Source organism: Williamsia sp. R60 (assembly GCF_054063855.1).
Genome location: NZ_JBSSGR010000004.1, coordinates 386,460 through 405,351 on the forward strand (window position 1 = coordinate 386,460; position 18,892 = coordinate 405,351).

Annotated in this window: 20 protein-coding genes; 18 read left to right on the top strand and 2 right to left on the bottom strand. The window is 66.0% G+C overall.

Going from position 1 to position 18,892, the window contains the following annotated elements:
- Positions 1–12: 12 nt before the first annotated feature.
- From ACVWY6_RS20750 to aroB, 5 genes are all read left to right on the top strand, one after another.
- The gene (locus tag ACVWY6_RS20750; RefSeq protein ID WP_400730304.1) at positions 13–792 is read left to right on the top strand and encodes a shikimate dehydrogenase; all 780 of its coding nucleotides are present in this window, start codon (positions 13–15) and stop codon (positions 790–792) included.
- Positions 793–879: 87 nt separating this feature from the next.
- Positions 880–1,263 carry an A24 family peptidase gene (locus ACVWY6_RS20755; RefSeq protein ID WP_457541170.1) on the top strand — a complete coding sequence of 128 codons (384 nt, stop codon included), beginning with the start codon at positions 880–882 and terminating at the stop codon, positions 1,261–1,263.
- 18 nt (positions 1,264–1,281) lie between these two features.
- On the top strand, positions 1,282–2,490 hold the full coding sequence (gene aroC / locus ACVWY6_RS20760) for a chorismate synthase (protein WP_062797994.1): 1,209 nt from the start codon (positions 1,282–1,284) through the stop codon (positions 2,488–2,490).
- A gap of 32 nt (positions 2,491–2,522) precedes the next feature.
- Positions 2,523–3,008 carry a shikimate kinase gene (locus ACVWY6_RS20765; protein ID WP_457541172.1) on the top strand — a complete coding sequence of 162 codons (486 nt, stop codon included), beginning with the start codon at positions 2,523–2,525 and terminating at the stop codon, positions 3,006–3,008.
- Positions 3,005–4,120, top strand: coding sequence for a 3-dehydroquinate synthase (gene aroB / locus ACVWY6_RS20770; protein WP_457540642.1), 1,116 nt, complete (start codon positions 3,005–3,007; stop codon positions 4,118–4,120). The genes ACVWY6_RS20765 and aroB overlap by 4 nt, the downstream gene beginning before the upstream one ends.
- 67 nt (positions 4,121–4,187) lie before the next feature.
- Here aroB and ACVWY6_RS20775 read toward each other — a convergent pair whose 3' ends face one another.
- Complete coding sequence (locus ACVWY6_RS20775; protein WP_030163173.1) at positions 4,188–4,724, bottom strand: B-4DMT family transporter; 537 nt, start codon at positions 4,722–4,724, stop codon at positions 4,188–4,190.
- Positions 4,725–4,858: 134 nt separating this feature from the next.
- Between ACVWY6_RS20775 and ACVWY6_RS20780 the strand changes: the two genes are divergently transcribed.
- The 10 genes from ACVWY6_RS20780 (at position 4,859) to pyrF (ending at position 15,960) form a co-directional block, all read left to right on the top strand.
- Positions 4,859–6,010: a M24 family metallopeptidase gene (locus ACVWY6_RS20780; protein WP_457540644.1), complete on the top strand. Its 1,152-nt coding sequence runs from the start codon at positions 4,859–4,861 to the stop codon at positions 6,008–6,010.
- 69 nt (positions 6,011–6,079) lie between these two features.
- Positions 6,080–6,643: an elongation factor P gene (gene efp, locus ACVWY6_RS20785; protein WP_023959473.1), complete on the top strand. Its 564-nt coding sequence runs from the start codon at positions 6,080–6,082 to the stop codon at positions 6,641–6,643.
- The gene (gene nusB, locus ACVWY6_RS20790) at positions 6,640–7,116 is read left to right on the top strand and encodes a transcription antitermination factor NusB (RefSeq protein ID WP_457540646.1); all 477 of its coding nucleotides are present in this window, start codon (positions 6,640–6,642) and stop codon (positions 7,114–7,116) included. Before efp ends, nusB begins: the two co-directional genes overlap by 4 nt.
- Before the next feature lie 155 nt (positions 7,117–7,271).
- Positions 7,272–7,850, top strand: coding sequence for a bifunctional pyr operon transcriptional regulator/uracil phosphoribosyltransferase PyrR (pyrR, locus tag ACVWY6_RS20795; RefSeq protein ID WP_062798000.1), 579 nt, complete (start codon positions 7,272–7,274; stop codon positions 7,848–7,850).
- Positions 7,850–8,794, top strand: a complete 945-nt coding sequence (locus ACVWY6_RS20800; protein WP_023959467.1) for an aspartate carbamoyltransferase catalytic subunit — start codon at positions 7,850–7,852, stop codon at positions 8,792–8,794. Before pyrR ends, ACVWY6_RS20800 begins: the two co-directional genes overlap by 1 nt.
- On the top strand, positions 8,791–10,092 hold the full coding sequence (locus ACVWY6_RS20805) for a dihydroorotase (RefSeq protein ID WP_457540648.1): 1,302 nt from the start codon (positions 8,791–8,793) through the stop codon (positions 10,090–10,092). Before ACVWY6_RS20800 ends, ACVWY6_RS20805 begins: the two co-directional genes overlap by 4 nt.
- Complete coding sequence (locus ACVWY6_RS20810) at positions 10,089–10,592, top strand: PH-like domain-containing protein (protein WP_023959463.1); 504 nt, start codon at positions 10,089–10,091, stop codon at positions 10,590–10,592. The genes ACVWY6_RS20805 and ACVWY6_RS20810 overlap by 4 nt, the downstream gene beginning before the upstream one ends.
- A complete protein-coding gene (carA, locus tag ACVWY6_RS20815; protein ID WP_033334891.1) occupies positions 10,589–11,764 on the top strand; it encodes a glutamine-hydrolyzing carbamoyl-phosphate synthase small subunit in 1,176 nt (391 codons plus the stop codon). The genes ACVWY6_RS20810 and carA overlap by 4 nt, the downstream gene beginning before the upstream one ends.
- Entirely contained in the window at positions 11,764–15,099 is a 3,336-nt protein-coding gene (gene carB, locus ACVWY6_RS20820; protein WP_457540650.1) for a carbamoyl-phosphate synthase large subunit, read from the top strand. Before carA ends, carB begins: the two co-directional genes overlap by 1 nt.
- Entirely contained in the window at positions 15,100–15,960 is an 861-nt protein-coding gene (gene pyrF, locus ACVWY6_RS20825; RefSeq protein WP_457540651.1) for an orotidine-5'-phosphate decarboxylase, read from the top strand. It abuts the gene before it with no gap.
- Here pyrF and ACVWY6_RS20830 read toward each other — a convergent pair.
- Positions 15,957–17,150, bottom strand: a complete 1,194-nt coding sequence (locus tag ACVWY6_RS20830; protein ID WP_457540653.1) for an alpha/beta hydrolase — start codon at positions 17,148–17,150, stop codon at positions 15,957–15,959. The genes pyrF and ACVWY6_RS20830 overlap by 4 nt on opposite strands.
- A gap of 497 nt (positions 17,151–17,647) precedes the next feature.
- Between ACVWY6_RS20830 and mihF the strand changes: the two genes are divergently transcribed.
- Genes mihF through rpoZ form a run of 3 tightly spaced genes read left to right on the top strand, consistent with a single transcriptional unit; the run spans position 17,648 to position 18,878 of the window.
- On the top strand, positions 17,648–17,965 hold the full coding sequence (gene mihF, locus ACVWY6_RS20835) for an integration host factor, actinobacterial type (RefSeq protein WP_023959453.1): 318 nt from the start codon (positions 17,648–17,650) through the stop codon (positions 17,963–17,965).
- Positions 17,966–17,977: 12 nt separating this feature from the next.
- The gene (gmk, locus tag ACVWY6_RS20840) at positions 17,978–18,568 is read left to right on the top strand and encodes a guanylate kinase (protein WP_031332553.1); all 591 of its coding nucleotides are present in this window, start codon (positions 17,978–17,980) and stop codon (positions 18,566–18,568) included.
- Positions 18,561–18,878, top strand: coding sequence for a DNA-directed RNA polymerase subunit omega (rpoZ, locus tag ACVWY6_RS20845; RefSeq protein WP_369792635.1), 318 nt, complete (start codon positions 18,561–18,563; stop codon positions 18,876–18,878). The genes gmk and rpoZ overlap by 8 nt, the downstream gene beginning before the upstream one ends.
- The last annotated feature ends 14 nt before the right edge of the window (positions 18,879–18,892 follow it).

The window sequence follows — 18,892 nt, forward strand, 5'->3', positions numbered from 1 at the left end:
CTCGGGTCGCCGGTGAGCCATTCACGTTCGCCCGACCTCCATCTGGCGGCGTACCGGGCCCTGGGCCTGCGCGACTGGACGTACGAACGTATCGAGTGCACGGCCGAACAGCTACCCGCTCTGGTGGGCGGGCTCGACGATCGGTACATCGGTCTGTCGGTGACCATGCCCGGCAAACGGGCCGCCCTGGACGCGGCGCAGACCCGGACCGAGCGGGCCGCGAAGGTCGGTTCGGCGAACACCCTGGTGAGGACCGATGGTGGCTGGCGGGCCGATTGCACCGACATCGATGGGGCGGCGGCAGCGTTGACAGAACTCGGTGTCGGCGACCTCGGCGGCGCGTCTGCCGTGGTCCTCGGCGCCGGCGGCACCGCTGCGCCCGTTCTCGCAGCACTCGCGGGAGTCCGCGTGGGACACGTGACGGTGGTAGCACGCAGCGCCGCGCGGGCCGAGGAAGCCATTGCTGTCGCAGATGCGTTCGGCCTGCGCACCGAGGTGATCGCTTTTGAACCCGGCCCGGAACTGGCAAGGCGTTCGCGCGAGTGCGCGGTGCTGGTCAACACTGTCCCTGCGGCAGCCGCCGAGCCCCTCGTCGACGTCGCTGCCGTCGCGCCCCGCCTCTTCGACGTGATCTACAGTCCGTGGCCCACCCCACTGGCAACCGCTGTCGCCGAACGGGGTGGCGCAGTTGTCGGTGGCCTGGTGATGCTGTTAAACCAGGCATACGGCCAAGTCGAACAATTCACAGGCAGACCGGCGCCCAGAGAGGCGATGGCCGCGGTACTGGCCTGATCTGTCCACAGAAGCGCAGCCGTCCACAGCCCTGGCTCATCGGAGCCCTCGCGGCCGGTGGCACCGGCCATTGTTGGCGTTGTGCAGATGCTGATGCCGGTGCTGGCGATCTGGTTCGTGGCCTTGTCCGTGTCCGATGTCCGAACGCGCCGACTGCCGAACGTACTGACCGTGCCCGCTGCAGTCGCCTCCCTCGTGGCCGTCGCGATTCACCCCGCCGCCACACCGGGTCTGGTCGTCGCCGTCGGCATCTACCTCGTGGCCTTCTCGCTGCACGCCTGTGGGGGTGGGGACGTGAAGCTCGCCATCACCGTGGGCGCCCTGGCCGGCTCCGTCGTAGCAGTACTGGCCGTGATCGTCCTGGCGCACATCCTCACCGTGTTGCCTGCGGTGGTCATCGGAGATCGACGGCCACAGCCCCATGGCCCGGCGCTGTGCGCGGCCACGGCGCTCGTCTGTGGGATCTGGTGAGGGCCTGGCGGGCGACGCGTGGAACAATTGACCACTGTGTTGCGCTGGAGTACTGCCGGAGAATCCCACGGGCCCGCATTGGTTGCCGTTCTGGAAGGAATGGTGGCCGGTGTCGAGGTGACGTCGTCCGAGATCGCCGACCAATTGGCTCGTCGCCGTCTCGGTTACGGACGTGGTGCGCGGATGAAATTCGAGGCCGACAAGGTCACCATGATCGGCGGTGTACGCCACGGCGTGACCATGGGTGGACCCGTCGCCATCGAGGTCGCCAACTCCGAGTGGCCCAAGTGGGAGTCGGTCATGTCTGCCGACCCGGTACCCGCCGAGGAACTCGAGGGGATCGCCCGCAACGAGCCGCTCACCCGCCCGCGTCCGGGCCATGCCGACTACGCGGGCATGCTCAAGTACGGATTCGCCGACGCGCGGCCCGTGCTGGAACGGGCCAGTGCACGTGAGACAGCGGCCAGGGTCGCGATCGGCACGGTTGCCCGCAACTTCCTGCGTCAGGTGCTCGGCATCGAGGTGCTCTCGCACGTCATCTCCATCGGCGCCTCCGATCCGTACATCGGGGCAGCCCCCACCCACGCCGATCTAGCGCAGATCGACGCCAGCCCCGTGCGGGCTTACTCCACCGATGCCGAGGCAGCGATGATCGCGGAGATCGAGGCAGCCAAGCGCGACGGCGACACCCTGGGCGGCGTCGTCGAGGTGGTCGCCACCGGAGTCCCGATCGGCCTTGGCTCACACGTCAGCGGAGACCGCAGACTCGATTCCCGTCTGGCCGGCGCACTCATGGGCATCCAGGCCATCAAAGGTGTCGAGGTGGGTGACGGGTTCGAAACCGCCCGTCGCCGGGGGAGTGCGGCTCACGACGAGATGGTGCCCGGACCCCATGGTGCCGTCCGGTCGACCAACCGGGCCGGTGGCCTCGAGGGCGGCATGAGCAACGGCGAGTTCATCCGGGTGCGGGCGGCGATGAAGCCGATCTCGACGGTGCCTCGCGCGCTGTCCACCATGGATATGACCACCGGCGAGCAGGCCACCGCGATACACCAGCGGTCGGATGTGTGTGCGGTTCCCGCCGCAGGAGTGGTTGCCGAGTCGATGGTCGCACTGGTCCTCGCTCAGGCGGCGCTGGAGAAGTTCGGTGGCGACTCGGCTCACGAGACCGCTGACAACCTGGCGGGCTACCTCAAACGCGTCGCCGCGCATCTACCGCAGCCGTGACGTCCGGGCCACGGGCCGTGCTGATCGGCTTCATGGGATCCGGCAAGACAACAGTCGGTCAGCAGCTGGCCCGCTTGCTCGGTGTCGACTGGATCGATAGTGACGGTGAGATCGAACGGCGCAGTGGCAGGACGATTCCCGAGATCTTTTCAGTAGACGGCGAGCCCGCGTTCCGGTCTCTGGAAGAAGATGTGGTGGCGGACCTGCTCGCCGGCGAGCGGGGCGTCGTGTCGCTGGGCGGGGGCGCGGTGCTCTCCGAATCGACTCGGCAACGGCTCGCAGGCCAGAACGTCATCTACCTCCACGTGACGGCGGCGCAGGGCTTCGCCCGTGTCTCGGGATCCAAGCGTCCACTGCTACAGGCTCCTGACCCGGCCCAGGTTTATGCCGATCTGCTCGCCGAACGAGACCCCGTCTACCGAGACATCGCAACGATCGTCGTGGACGCACAGCCCCATCAACGGCTCGTGGCCGACGAGATCATCAGTCAACTCACCACGCAGGAAGCGAGACAATGACCGCGGACTCCACACCGATCCGGGTACCGGTGAACAGCGAGAGCCCTTACGAGGTGATCATCGGAAAGGGCCTGCTCGGCGAACTCGTCGAGTCGGTCGCCGGTGCCGACTCGGTGGCCATCCTGTACCAGCCGACGCTCGCCGAGACCGCTGAAGTAATCCGAAAGACGTTGGCAGAAAACGAATTCGACGCGCACCGGGTCGAGATTCCCGATGCAGAGGACGGCAAGGACCTTTCCGTCGCCGCGTTCTGCTGGGAAGTGTTCGGCCGGATTGGCATGAAGCGCAACGACGTCGTGATCAGCCTCGGTGGTGGAGCGGCCACCGACCTCGCCGGCTTTGTCGCCGCCACCTGGATGCGGGGCATCCCGATCGTGCATGTGCCCACCACGTTGCTGGCCATGGTCGACGCCGCGGTCGGCGGCAAGACCGGGATCAACACCGACGCCGGCAAGAACCTGGTCGGCTCTTTCCACGAACCGCGGGCGGTCCTGATCGACACGGCAACGCTGGAAACCGTGCCGCACAACGAGATCGTGGCCGGCATGGCAGAGGTGATCAAAACCGGATTCATCGCCGACCCGGTGATCCTCGACTTGATCGAGGCAGATCCCCAAGCGGCGCTCGACCCTACGGGGCCGATCCTGACCGAGCTGATCGAGCGATCGGTGCGGGTCAAGGCAGAGGTCGTCGCGGCCGATCTGCGAGAGTCTGCGCTCCGGGAGATCCTCAACTACGGTCACACGCTGGGACACGCCATCGAACGCCGGGAGCGGTACCGCTGGCGTCACGGTGCCGCGGTGTCGGTGGGACTCGTCTTCGCTGCGGAACTCGGCCGACTGGCCGGACGGCTCGACGACGCGACCGCAGACCGGCACAAGGCGGTTCTGGAAAGTGTGGGATTGCCGGTCGCCTATGACCCGGACGCGCTTCCCGATCTGCTCGAAGGCATGGCGGGGGACAAGAAGAACCGGTCCGGAATGCTGCGTTTCGTGGTGCTCGACGGTCTGGCGAAACCAGGCCGTCTGGAAGCGCCCGATCCGGCACTGCTCGCGGCCGCGTACTCGACCGTCGCCAAGGACGAACCGTCCGGCGGGGCGATCTTCATCTAGGCAACCGATCGACCGGCCGGCCTTAACGGCGGGCCGGTCGGCCCACGCCGGTTACCAGTCAGATCGGTTACTTGTTCAGGCCGACGGGCTGGGTGCGCTGGTATGCGGCATCGTCGTCATCCGCGTACCGCTGGTCCCGGCGGTTGTCGTCCTGCCGCTCGCGGTTCGCCTCGTTCTTGCGATGCTGACGACGCGTGAGGTACCGGCCCAGCGCGGCGCCGACAAGCGCGGGCACGAAGATCAGAAGCGTGGTGAACGCGCCGCCTGCGAAGATCTCGATCGCCAGCGAGTTCTGGCCCATTCCGGCCAACACCCAATTGCCGAGTACCCAGCCGACGATGGCGGAGATCAGCCCCGCGAGCAGGCCGGCCTTGAGCCAGCGCATGGTCAGGTCGTCGTAATCGTCAGGGTCAGCGTGCGCGCGGCCGTCGAGCAGGCCGTCGATTCCGCCCCAGATGATTGCTACGAGGACCACGGACGCGATGGCGATGGTCTTCCAATAGGTGGCTTCCAGTGGCCACTGCACGATCGCCAAAGCAAGCAGAACCCGGGCACCGATGTGCACCGCCGACATCACCAAGCCACGAAGCAACCACGCAATCATGTGAGCAGCGTACCGATGCGCCACGTCTTTTTGTGGCAGGGCCCACAAAACCGACGTTTTCGGATGTCGGCGTCCCCGGTCGCGGGGGTGCATTGACCATCCCCGGAGAGCGAAGTCGCACTAGCCTGGACGTCATGAGCGCTACATCCGACACCTCGGCGCAGACCGCCGCCCCCATCAGTCGAGTGGCCGCAGATCCCGCGAACGCGGCCCACGCAGGGCGGCGGGACCGCCTTCGAGTGGGACTCAGCGCGGCCGGCGTCGATGCGATTCTTGTCACGGACCTGGTCAATGTTCGCTATCTGTCCGGATTCACCGGGTCAAATGCCGCTCTTGTGGTGACTGCATCCGGTGATGACCGGATCAGCACCGACGGGCGGTATCTCACCCAAGTCGCCGAACAGGCCCCCGACCTCACCGCGATCATCGCCCGCGATTGCCCTTCCGCGCTCACCGAGTACCTGGTGGGGTCCGGCGCCCGGATCGGGTTCGAGAAACACGTGGTGACCGTCGAAACACACCAGCGGCTGCTGCCGATCCTCACCGGCGCCGAGACGCTGAAGCCGGTGGGGGCGCTGGTCGAGGACCTCAGGATGGTCAAGGACGACGACGAGATCGAACAGATCCGGACCGCCTGTCAGACGGCCGACCTGGCCCTCGCCGACATCCTCGGTGACGGCCTCGTGGTTCCGGGCAAAACCGAACGTCAGGTCGCGAGGGCACTCGAATGGGCGATGTTCGAGCGCGGTGCCGAGGCCGTGTCGTTCGAGACGATCGTGGCGACCGGGGCGAACTCCGCCGTTCCTCACCACCGGCCGACCGATGCCGTGCTCGGGTCGGGCGACCTGCTCAAGATCGACTTCGGTGCGGTGGTCGGTGGCTACCACTCCGACATGACCCGCACGTACGTCTTGGAGAGAGCTGAGTCCTGGCAACGAGAGATCTACGACCTGGTCGCACAGGCACAGCAGGCTGGCCGCGAGGCGCTGGCACCCGGCGTCGACGCCGGCGAGGTGGATGCGGCAGCCCGATCGATCATCGACGCGGCGGGGTTCGGTGAGCAGTATGTGCACGGTCTCGGACACGGCGTCGGCCTGCAGATACACGAAGCGCCGTCCATCGGGAAGCTGAGCACGGGTACACTACCTTGCGGTGCAGCGGTGACCGTAGAACCCGGTGTCTATCTGCCGGGCCGAGGTGGCGTTCGGATCGAGGACACCCTCGTGATCCGCGACGGCGAACCCGATCTGCTCACCACCACCGACAAGACATTCACCGTCATCTGACCGTGCGCCCCGGCGCGAGCAGGACGTCGCGCAACAAGATGCCCGGGGCGGGTGAGAGGAAGAACAGACGTGGCCAACACTTCGGATTTCAAAAACGGCTTGGTGCTCAACATGGAGGGTCAGCTCTGGCAGATCCTCGAGTTCCAGCATGTCAAGCCCGGTAAGGGTCCTGCCTTCGTGCGGACCAAGATCAAGAACGTGCTCTCCGGGAAGACCGTCGACAAGACGTTCAACGCCGGGGTCAAGGTGGAGACGGCGACGGTCGACCGCCGCGACATGACGTACCTGTACAACGACGGCAGCGACTACGTGTTCATGGACGGGCAGACCTTCGAGCAGTTGAACGTCAACCCGGAGACCGTGGGCGACGGAGCCAAGTTCATGCTCGAGAACATGACCGTGCAGGTGGCCACGCACGAAGGCGTGCCGCTGTACATCGAACTCCCGGTCACCGTCGAACTGCTGGTGTCCCAGACCGATCCCGGCGTCCAGGGCGACCGTTCCACCGGTGGCACCAAGCCCGCGACTCTGGAGACCGGTGCCGAGATCCAGGTGCCGTTGTTCATCAACACTGGCGACAAGCTGAAGGTCGATTCGCGCGACGGCAGCTACCTCGGCCGCGTCAACTCGTGACATTGGTCAAGAAATCCGGCACCCGCCACAAGGCCCGCAAACGCGCGGTCGACCTGCTCTTCGAGGCCGAGGTCAAGAACGAGTCACCGATCGAGCTGATCGCCCAGCGGCGTGAGATCGCGCTCGGTGACGACAGTATGGGCAAGATCCACGACTACACCGCTCAGATCATCGAGGGTGTCGCGGGCGATGCCCGCCAGATCGATTCGGTGATCGAGTCGCATCTGCGTGAGTGGACGCTGCCGCGGCTCCCCGCCGTGGACCGCGCGATCCTGCGGCTCGCCACCTGGGAGTTGTTCAACACCACCGACGTTCCGACCGCCGTTGTCGTCGACGAGGCCGTCGAATTGGCCAAGGAACTCTCGACCGACGATTCCCCTGGATTCGTCAACGGTGTGCTCGGTCGCATCGTGCTCCTCGCGCCGCAGGTACGTGCGTCGTTGGGGAAGCAGTCACCGTCCGAGGACGCGTGAGACCGGCCGGTGCCGTCGCGGTGCGGCGGCCCCGGCCTGATAGCCTGATGCACGAACTGTTCCGGACGAAGGCATTGTGATGTCGGTGTCCATGGCAGTGACCGACATCCTTTAACGATCCGTCCAGAGAGGCGGAGAAGGAGGTCCCGATTACTGTGCCGACTCCCGAGGGCGACGGTACCGACACGGGTCGCGAGCTACTCGACGACGCCGATGTCGGACGGACCATAGCGCGCATAGCGCATCAGATCATCGAGAAGACCGCATTGGACGACGCCGATGCGCCTCGAGTGGTCATCATCGGAATCCCCACCCGCGGTATCTTTCTCGCCCGCCGGCTCGCTGAGAACATCGCCGAGTTCGCAGGCGTCCACGTGCCGGTCGGGTACCTCGACATCACGCTTTACCGCGACGATCTCCGTGCCAAACCGCACCGCGCCCTGGAACCGACCGCGGTTCCGGCCGGCGGCGTCGACGGCGCCCTGGTTGTCCTCGTGGACGACGTCCTCTACTCGGGTCGTACGGTGCGCGCCGCGCTCGATGCCCTGCGCGATCTCGGCCGACCTGCCGCGGTGCAACTGGCGGTGCTCGTGGACCGCGGGCATCGGGAGCTGCCCCTGCGTGCGGACTACGTGGGCAAGAACATCCCGACCGCCCGTACCGAAGACGTGCAGGTCCATCTGCGCGAGCACGACGGTGTGGACCGCGTGATCCTGCGAACCGGGAACATCTGATGCGGCATCTGCTGTCGGTGTCCGACCTGACCCGCGAGTCGGCCACCGAACTCCTCGACGAGGCCGAACGGTTCGAGCAGGCCCTGGTGGGCCGCGAGATCAAGAAGCTGCCGACGTTGCGCGGCCGGACCATCATGACCGTGTTCTACGAGAACTCCACCCGCACCCGCGTGTCCTTCGAGGTTGCGGGCAAGTGGATGAGCGCCGACGTGATCAACGTCAGCGCGTCGAGTTCCTCGGCGAACAAGGGGGAGTCGTTGCGCGACACGGCCAAGACCCTCCGTGCCGCCGGAGCGGACGCGTTGATCGTCCGACATCCCGCATCGGGTGCGGCCCATCAGATCGCGCAGTGGACATGGGAAGAGGGAACCGGACCATCGGTGATCAATGCCGGTGACGGAACCCACGAACACCCGACCCAGGCACTGCTCGACGCGTTGACGCTGCGGCAGCGTCTCGGCTCGCTCGAAGGCCGCAGGATCGCGATCGTCGGCGACGTGCTGCACTCGCGGGTGGCCCGCTCCAACGCGCACCTCCTGGCCATGCTCGGGGCGCAGGTGGTTCTCGTCGCTCCGCCCACGCTGCTGCCCGTGGGTGTCGAGGCGTGGCCCGTCGAGGTGTCACACAGTCTCGATGCCGAACTCGCCGCCGTCGACGCGGTCATGCTGCTGCGCGTTCAGGCCGAGCGGATGAATGGTGGTTTCTTCCCGTCTGCGCGCGAGTACTCCATCCGGTACGGGCTCAGCGACCGTCGGTCGGCGTTGCTCGCCGACCACGCCGTGGTGCTGCACCCGGGACCGATGCTGCGTGGCATGGAGATCGGGTTCTCGGTGGCGGATTCACCCAAAGCAACTGTGCTGCAACAGGTCTCGAACGGAGTGCATATGCGGATGGCCGTGCTGTTCACGTTGCTGGTCGGAACCGAGAGCGAGGGCGTGGCATGAGTGCGCAGCTCCTGATCCGCAATGTACGGCCATACGGCGACGACGCCGTGGACATCCTGATCGAGGGTGGCGAGATCGTCGAGATCGGCGCCTCGATCGACCCTGATGCGGCGGACGATGTGCTCGACGGAGCGGGCGCTGTGCTGCTGCCCGGTTTCGTCGACATGCACACCCACCTTCGTGAACCCGGCCGGGAAGACACCGAGACGATCGAGACAGGTTCGGTGGCAGCGGCTTTGGGTGGCTACACCGCGGTGTTCGCGATGGCCAACACCGACCCGGTCGCCGACAGTGCCGTCATCACCGATTTCGTCTGGCGCCGCGGCCAAGAGGTGGGCCTCGTGGATGTGCATCCGGTGGGCGCCGTCACGGTCGGGCTCGGGGGCACCCAGCTCGCCGAGATGGGCGCGATGGCCGCCGGCGTCGGCGGGGTGCGGATGTTCAGCGACGACGGCAAGTGTGTCTTCGATCCGCTGATCATGCGCCGTGCGCTCGAGTACGCGAAGGGTCTCGGCGTACTCATCGCCCAGCACGCCGAGGAACCGCGGCTCACCGAGGGAGCCATCGCCCACGAAGGTGCCGTCGCGGCCAGGCTCGGACTCACCGGCTGGCCACGGGCGGCCGAGGAGTCGATCGTCGCGCGCGACGCGCTGCTCGCCCGCGACGCAGGCGCACGGGTGCACATCTGCCACGCATCGACCGAGGGTACGGTCGAACTGCTCAAATGGGCTCGTGGACAGGGCATTTCGATCACCGCCGAGGTCACGCCACATCACTTGCTCCTCGACGACAGCCGCCTGGAGACATACGACCCCGTCAACAAGGTCAATCCACCCCTTCGCGAGGGTCGCGACAAGGCAGCCCTCCGGCAGGCTCTCGCCGACGGGATCATCGACTGTGTGGCCACGGACCACGCGCCCCACGCCGCGCAGGAGAAGTGCTGCGAGTTCGCCAACGCGAGGCCGGGCATGCTCGGACTGCAGACCGCCTTCTCGATCGTCGTGCAGACGATGGTCGAATCCGGTCTGCTCGACTGGCGCGGGGTCGCCAAGGTGATGAGCGAACGGCCCGCAGAGATCACCGGGTTGTCCGACCACGGCCGCCCGATCGCGGTCGGTGAACCGGCGAACCTGGCCCTGGTCGATCCGGATACGGAATGGACAGTGGAATCCGGTGCGTTGGCCAGCCTCTCGGAGAACTCACCGTTCGACGGTCTCACCCTGCCCGGCGTTGTGGTCGCGACGGTGTTGCGCGGTGAGGTGACCAACCACGGCGGCAAGGTCCGGGCGCCCCGATGACCGGTGTTGTGGTGATCCTGATCGTCATTCTCGCCTGGGGCGGGATCGTCGGCCTGATGCTGCTCGGCTGGCGAGGCCGTGGCCGCCGACAAGAGTTGCTCCTCGGTGCGTTCCCCGAAGTGCCTGCCACTCTCGGACCACGTCGGCTGGGCCCGCACACCGGGTTGTACGTCGGATCGACCATCGCGCCCAGCTGGCAGGACCGGGTGGCCGTCGGTGACTACGGGGACCGTGCCGTCGCGGAGATCAGCCGCTTCGACACCGGGATCCTCATCGACCGCACCGGTGCCAACCCGATCTGGATACCGGATGACCAGATCACCGCCATCCGCACCGAAAGGGGCCTGGCAGGCAAGGTGATGACCGCGGACGGCGTCCTCGTCATCCGCTGGCTCCTCCCGTCGGGAACCGAGATCGATTCGGGCATTCGCGCCGACGACAAGACCATCTACCCAGAATGGGTCAAACCTCTCGAGCAGGACGGAAAGAAGAAGCAGTGACACAGCAACAACCGGCCACCACCGCGGTGCTGGTACTCGAGAACGGTGAACGTTACGTCGGGACGAGCTTCGGAGCGCTCGGCCAGACTCTCGGAGAAGCCGTCTTCTGCACGGCGATGACCGGATATCAGGAGACACTCACCGACCCCAGCTACCACCGGCAGATCGTGGTGGCCACCGCGCCGCAGATCGGCAACACCGGATGGAACACCGAGGACGGCGAAAGTCGTTACGGCGCGGACGATCCCAGCGCCACCCACGACGACACCGGCAAGATCTGGGTGAGTGGGTACGCCGTGCGCAACCCGAGCCGACGAGTGTCGAGTTGGCGCGCCACGGGCAGCTTGGAAGACGAATTGATCAACCAGGGCATCGTCGGCATCGCCGGCATCGACACCCGTACTGTTGTGCGCACCCTGCGCGACCACGGGTCGATGCGGGCCGGGATCTTCTCCGGAGATGCGCTCGCCGGGTCGGACGAACTGCTCCGGCGGGTGGTCGAGGCGCCTGAGATGTCCGGTGCCGATCTGGCCGGTGAGGTGTCGACCACCGACGGGTACGTCGTCGAACCCGAGGGCGAAGCCCGGTTCACGGTGGCGGCGCTCGACCTGGGGATAAAGACCAACACCCCGCGCATGTTCGCCCAGCACGGAGTGCGGGTGCACGTACTGCCGGCGGGCACCTCGTACGACGCCATCGCCGACATCAAACCGGACGGCGTGTTCCTGTCCAACGGACCCGGCGACCCCGCGACCGCCGACCACCCGGTGGACTTCACCCGCAGCGTGCTCGGTGACGGGATCCCGCTGTTCGGCATCTGCTTCGGGAACCAGATCCTGGGCCGCGCGCTCGGCCGGGGTACCTACAAGATGAAGTTCGGCCACCGCGGAATCAACATCCCGGTGGTCGACCATACGACCGGAGCCGTGTCGATCACCGCCCAGAATCACGGGTTTGCCCTGGAGGGTGAAGCCGGCGAAGAGTTCGACAGCGACTTCGGTCGTGCCCGGATCAGCCACACCTGCGCCAACGACGGCACGGTGGAAGGCATCGAACTCATCGACGGCCGAGCGTTTTCCGTCCAATATCACCCCGAGGCCGCGGCAGGACCCCACGACGCCGCGTACCTCTTCGAGAAGTTCGTCTCTCTGCTGCAAGGAGCGCGTGCCTGATGCCCCGCCGTACCGACCTCAAGCACGTCCTGGTCATCGGATCCGGACCGATCGTCATCGGTCAGGCCTCCGAGTTCGACTATTCGGGCACACAGGCCTGCCGGGTCCTCAAGGCCGAAGGCCTGCGGGTGAGCCTGGTCAATTCCAATCCCGCGACGATCATGACCGATCCGGAGTTCGCCGACGCGACCTACGTCGAGCCCATCACCGCCGCCTACGTGGAGAAGGTGATCGAGGCCGAGCGTGATGCCGGATATCCCATCGACGCCGTGCTGGCGACGCTGGGCGGGCAGACCGCACTCAACACCGCAGTGGATCTGCATGACCAGGGCATTCTCGCCAAGTACGACATCGAGCTCATCGGCGCCGACTTCGAGGCCATCCAGCGCGGCGAGGACCGGCAGAAGTTCAAGGACATCGTTGCCAAGGTCGGCGGCGAAAGCGCCCGTTCCCGAGTGTGTTTCACCATGGAGGAGGTCCACGATACGGTGGCCGACCTCGGTTACCCGGTGGTGGTTCGCCCCTCTTTCACCATGGGTGGGCTCGGTTCGGGGATGGCCTATGACGCCGACGACCTCAACCGGATTGCCGGTGGCGGGCTGGCGGCGTCGCCGAGCGCCAACGTCCTGATCGAGGAGTCGATCTTGGGCTGGAAGGAATACGAGCTCGAGCTGATGCGTGACAACCGCGACAACGTCGTGGTGGTCTGTTCCATCGAGAACGTCGATCCCGTCGGTGTCCACACCGGTGACTCGGTCACGGTGGCGCCTGCGATGACGTTGACCGACCGCGAGTACCAGAAGATGCGCGACCTCTCCATAGAGATCATCCGTGAGGTCGGTGTCGCCACGGGCGGCTGCAACATCCAGTTCGCGATGGATCCCGCCGACGGCCGGATGGTGGTCATCGAGATGAATCCCCGGGTGTCCCGGTCGTCGGCGCTCGCGTCGAAGGCGACCGGGTTCCCGATTGCCAAGATCGCGGCCAAGCTGGCGGTCGGCTACAGCCTCGACGAGATCCTCAACGACATCACCAAGAAGACCCCGGCGTGCTTCGAACCCACCCTCGACTACGTCGTGGTAAAGGCGCCGAGGTTTGCGTTCGAGAAGTTCCCCGGCGCTGACGACACCCTCACCACCACGATGAAGTCGGTGGGTGAGGCCATGTCGCTGGGCCGATCGTTCGCCGAGGCACTCGGAAAGGTGATGCGTTCGCTGGAGACCAAGGCCGCCGGGTTCTGGACCGAACCCGAGACCGACGAACCGGCTCCGTTGCTCCCCGAACTGCTCGAACGGCTCCGCACGCCCAAGGACGGTCGGTTGTACGGCCTGATGCAGGCATTCGGCATGGGCGCGACCGTGGAGCAGCTGTTCGAGTCGACCGCCATCGATCCCTGGTTCCTCGCCGAGATCGAAGCCGTCCACCAACTCGGTCAGCGGGTCCGCGAGGCGGACACCCTGGATGAGAACCTGCTCCGCGAGGCCAAGAGCAACGGGCTGTCCGACCGGCAGATCGCCGCGCTGCGCGACGACGTGGACGACGAGACCGCGATCCGCGACCTACGGCACTCGCTGGGCGTGCGTCCGGTCTACAAGACGGTCGACACCTGTGCCGCCGAGTTCGAGGCGGTCACGCCGTACCACTATTCGACCTATGAGCTCGACCCCGCCGCGCAGAGTGAGGTCGCGCCGCAACGCGAGCGGCCGAAGGTGCTGATCCTCGGGTCGGGCCCCAACCGGATCGGTCAGGGCATCGAGTTCGACTACTCGTGTGTGCACGCCGCCATGACGCTGTCGGAGGCGGGTTACGAGACGGTCATGGTCAACTGCAACCCGGAGACCGTGTCCACCGACTACGACACCGCCGACCGGCTGTACTTCGAGCCGTTGACCTTCGAAGACGTCCTCGAGGTGTTCCACTCCGAGTCGGAGTCGGGCACCGTCAAGGGCGTCATCGTGCAGCTCGGCGGGCAGACCCCGCTGGGTCTGGCCCATCGGCTCGAAGCTGCGGGTGTTCCGATCGTGGGCACCAGCCCGGCGGCGATCGATCTCGCCGAGGATCGCGGTGAGTTCGGCAACGTGCTCAGCGAGGCGGGTCTGCCCGCTGCGAAGTACGGCATGGCGACCACGTTCGATCAGGCCAAGGCCATTGCCGGCGACATCGGGTACCCGGTGCTGGTGAGGCCCTCGTACGTGCTCGGCGGGCGGGGTATGGAGATCGTGTACGACGAGGATTCCCTCGCCAGTTACATCTCCCGGGCCACCGAGATCACGCCCGAGCATCCCGTTCTCGTCGACCGATTCCTGGAGGACGCGATCGAGATCGACGTCGACGCGCTCTACGACGGCACCGACTGCTACATCGGCGGGGTCATGGAACACATCGAAGAGGCAGGCATCCACTCGGGCGACTCCGCATGTGCGTTGCCGCCCATCACACTCGGCCGCTCGGACCTGGAGAACGTCCGCAAGTCCACCGAGGCGCTGGCCAAGGGCATCGGTGTCCGTGGTCTGCTCAACGTCCAGTACGCGCTGAAGGACGACATCCTGTACGTCCTCGAGGCCAATCCGCGGGCCAGCCGCACGGTTCCGTTCGTGTCCAAGGCCACCGCGGTCCAGTTGGCCAAGGCCTGTGCGCGGGTGATGCTGGGCGCCACGATCGCCGAGCTGCGTGCCAGCGGCATGTTGCCGGCCGAAGGGGACGGCTCCGAACTGCCCGACACCTCGCCGGTGTCGGTGAAGGAAGCCGTACTGCCCTTCAACCGGTTCCGCCGAGCCGACGGCACCGGTGTCGACTCTCTGCTCAGCCCGGAGATGAAGTCGACCGGTGAGGTGATGGGTATCGACGCGGACTTCGGCCGTGCCTTCGCGAAATCGCAGACGGCCGCCTACGGTTCACTCCCTGTGTCCGGCAAGGTGTTCGTGTCCGTCGCCAACAAGGACAAGCGCGCTCTGGTGTTCCCGGTCAAGCGGCTCGCTGATCTGGGGTTCGACATCCTGGCCACCGAGGGCACCGCACATGTGTTGCGGCGCAACGGAATCAAGTGCACCCAGGTGTACAAGCACTCTGACATCGATCTGCCCGAGGGCGAGGTCAGCGTGGTCGAGCGGATCCGGGCCGGGGAGATCGGCATGGTGATCAACACTCCCTACGGCAACTCCGGTCCGCGTATCGACGGTTACGAGATCCGTAGTGCCGCTGTGTCGGTGAACATCCCGTGTATCACCACGGTGCAGGGCGCGAGCGCGGCGATCCAGGGCATCGAAGCCGCGTTGGGCGGGGCCATGGGTGTGCAGTCGCTGCAGAAGCGGCACCGGACGATGCTGGGCGCATAGGTGGACGCGAGATCGGGTGCGGTCGGCGACACATCGTTTGCCGACCGCTACCGGGCGGCGGTCACCGACCGCGGCCGGTTGTGCGCGGGGATAGACCCTCATCCGGAACTGCTCGAGGCGTGGGGTCTGTCGGTCGACGCTGCGGGCGTCCGTGCGTTCGGTGACATCTGTGTCGAGGCCTTTGCCGGGTCCGTCGCGGTGATCAAGCCCCAGGTGGCGTTTTTCGAGACGTTCGGTTCGGCAGGCTTCGCGGCTCTGGAGTCGGTGATCAGCGGTTGTCAGGCCGGTGGCGCGCTGGTCATCGCCGACGGGAAACGCGGCGACATCGGTTCGACGATGGCCGCGTACGCGCGGGCTTGGCTCGATCCGGCATCACCGCTGTGCGGCGATGCCCTGACCGTCTCGCCTTATCTCGGCTTCGGGTCACTGAGCCCCGCCATCGAACTTGCGCGCTCGGAGGGACGGGCCGTGTTCGCGCTGGCCCGCACCTCCAACCCTGAGGGGGAGTCGCTACAGCTGGCCCGGGGCGACGGTGGCGTGGCGGTGGCCCAGAGCATCGTTGATGCGGCTGCAGCGGAGAACTCGGATGGTCGCGCGACTGTCGGACTGGTGGTCGGGGCGACCCGGCACCACGGACTGCAGCTGGCGGAACTCGGCGCGCCGATCCTGGCCCCGGGCCTTGGTGCCCAAGGAGCTGCGGCGAGCGATCTACCCGCTGTGTTCGCCGATGCCGATCAGCGGTGGGTGCTGCCGGCCAGCTCCCGGTCGGTGCTGCGTCACGGTCCCGATGTGACAGCACTGCGCGATGCCGCGCGCCGCACCCGGGACGAGATCGAGGCGGCGCTCGGGGACCAGGCCTAGCCCGAGACCTCTTGTTCCAGTACCTCGGACCGGTCGTCGCCGTGGGGTGTGGCCTCGTCTGCCGGTGCGGAGTCCACCGGCAACGACTCCAGAAATGCTTCGATTCGCGGCCACGTGCCGGAAACGGCGTCGGGTCCGGCGATCAGTCCCAGATGACTTGTCTCGACGGTGTCGAAGTGCACCTGTGGTGATCCCTTGAGCAGGTCGACACCGTGCCGGGCAGCTGCCCACGGCACGATGGCGTCACGATGGCTCCCGAACAGCTGGACCGGGACCCCGATGCTCGTGAGATCGATGCGGCGCCCTCCGAGGTCGAGCACACCGGTCGCCAGTTCACCCCGATAGATGAAGCACTCCCACATCTGTTCGGCCAGGCGGCCCGGGTAGCCGGGGAACTCACGCTGGAAGCGATTGACGATCTCCATCCGTGCGAGCTTCTCGGTGTCACCGAGATTGGACAGGATGAAACCAGGCTTCTTCAGTTCGCGTTGCCATGCCGTGCCTCGGTAGCCGATCTGCACCAGTGGCGCAGGGATCCCGCCGAGTAGCCGGAGAATGCCGGTGACCGCCAGACCCTTGGTCGGCCGGGTCAACTTCCGTACGAGGGGATAGGGGGGCACCAGCGCGTAGTCCAGGGGAGTGCCCACGGCCGTGACCGATCGGACGGGCAGGGCGGGATCTGCGGCCACGGTGAGCAGGCTGATCGTTCCGCCAAGACTCCATGCGACCAGGTCCACCTGGCCGGGGCCACCGGTGCGGCTCGAGATGTCCTGATCCGCGGCATAGAAGTCACTCTGCGCGCGGGTGATCGCCTGCGGGACGATGTCGTCGAAGAAGTCCTCGAAACCGAGGTGTCGGTCGCTTCTCCTGATTTCGCCGATGTCGAGCACGTACGGAATGCGTCCGGTCTGGAGCAGATGCTTGACCAACGAGTGATCAGGATCGAGGTCGTAGCAGCTCGCGGGTGCGGCAATCGGCGGAACGAGCACCACCGGCGGGTGCCCGGCGAGGCGGGCGGCACGCAGCTGCTCGGTGTTTCCGAATCGGCGCAGACGGCGGTGTGGTTCGTCGTGCAGCACCACGTTCTCGGTCGACACCTCATCCCGGATCCCGTCACCGAGAGTCAGTGCGTAAAGGTTCCGGAGCCGATCGGGAAGCAGACCCTCTCGTGGAGTCTGTTGGTTGGTCACGATGATGAAACCCCGTCCCGGCTGAGAATTGTCAGTGTGTGCGATCCACATCTAACACGAGGCGCTGAACGCGGTTCACGAGGCCATCAAGGCGGTCGGGTGGGCATTCGCACAGGTCACACGGTCCTCCGACACGCGCGCACCGGCAAAAAACTTCGAAAAATCCCGGCGCGGAACACCCGTCACAGCAGCACCACGGATGTGACCTACGTCATGATGCTCGACATTTCCGTTGTGTGCTTCGAATGCCGTTGTCGGGCAACGCCATTCGCCGGATCAATCAGATACTAGACAGATTTAACTGCCACTGATGCGGGACGGCGGAAAAGCTCGTTCGAAAGGCTTACAACACCCGTTTTAGTGGGGGAATGCCGGGGTCGGGGTCGCAAAAGGCGACGTGCGTGGGTACGGTCGCTTTCGCTGCCTCCCCACAGAGGCGGACGCCCTGACGCCACCGGCGCGGGGCAGAGAATCACACAGACGAAATCGGAGGAACCGTGGCCCTTCCCCAGTTGACCGACGAGCAGCGCGCCGCTGCATTGGAGAAGGCAGCTGCCGCTCGCCGGGCCCGTGCGGAGCTCAAAGAGCGCCTGAAGCGAGGCGGCACCGATCTACAGCAGGTTCTCAAGGATGCTGAAAACGACGAGATCCTTGGCAAGATGAAGGTGTCGGCACTGCTCGAGGCATTGCCGAAGGTGGGCAAGGTCAAGGCGCAGGAGATCATGACCGAGCTCGAGATCGCGCCGACCCGCCGTCTGCGCGGCTTGGGTGATCGCCAGAAGAAAGCGCTTCTGGCCAAGTTCGACTTTGCCTGATCGCTCATCACAGTGAGCCCAGAACAACGGCAGAGGGGCCGGCTTCTCGTATTGGCCGGCCCTTCTGCTGTCGGAAAGTCCAGCGTGGTCCGGCGGCTGCGCGAACTGCTGCCCGACCTGATGTTCAGCGTCTCTGCGACCACCCGCGCCCCGCGCGCCGGTGAGGTCGACGGACGCGACTACTTTTTTGTCACCCCGGGTGAGTTCGATCGGTTGATCGCCGACGGCGAACTGCTGGAGTGGGCCGAGATCCACGGGGGACTGCAACGTTCGGGCACACCCTCGCGGCCGGTGTTCGAAGCGATGGAGCAGGGTAGGCCCACGCTCGTCGAGGTCGATCTGGCCGGAGCCCGCAACATCAGGGCAGCGGTACCCGAGGCCGTGACAGTGTTCCTCGCGCCGCCGAGCTGGGACGAACTGGTGTCCCGGCTACGCGGCCGCGGGACCGAATCCGACGAGGTGATCGAGCGGCGACTGCAAACCGCGAGGGCCGAATTGGACAGTGCCGACGAGTTCGACCACGTCGTGGTGAACGACGAAGTCGACTCGGTGGCCAAGCACTTGGTATCCTTGCTGGTTGAATCCCATTTGAATAATTCGTAGGAGCAATGTGAGCAGCTTGACCACCCCAGACGAGTTCATCGGCGAGGTCGACGCAACCGCGTACGACACACCCCTGGGCATCACGAACCCGCCGATCGACGAGCTGCTGGAACGCGCTTCTTCGAAGTACGCGCTGGTCATCTACGCCGCCAAGCGTGCGCGTCAGATCAACGACTACTACAACCAGCTCGGTGACGGCATCCTCGAGTACGTCGGTCCTCTCGTCGAGCCGGGCCTCCAGGAGAAGCCTCTCTCCATCGCCATGCGTGAGATCCACGCGGACCTTCTCGAGCACACCGAAGGCGAATAGCTTCCCTTTACCCG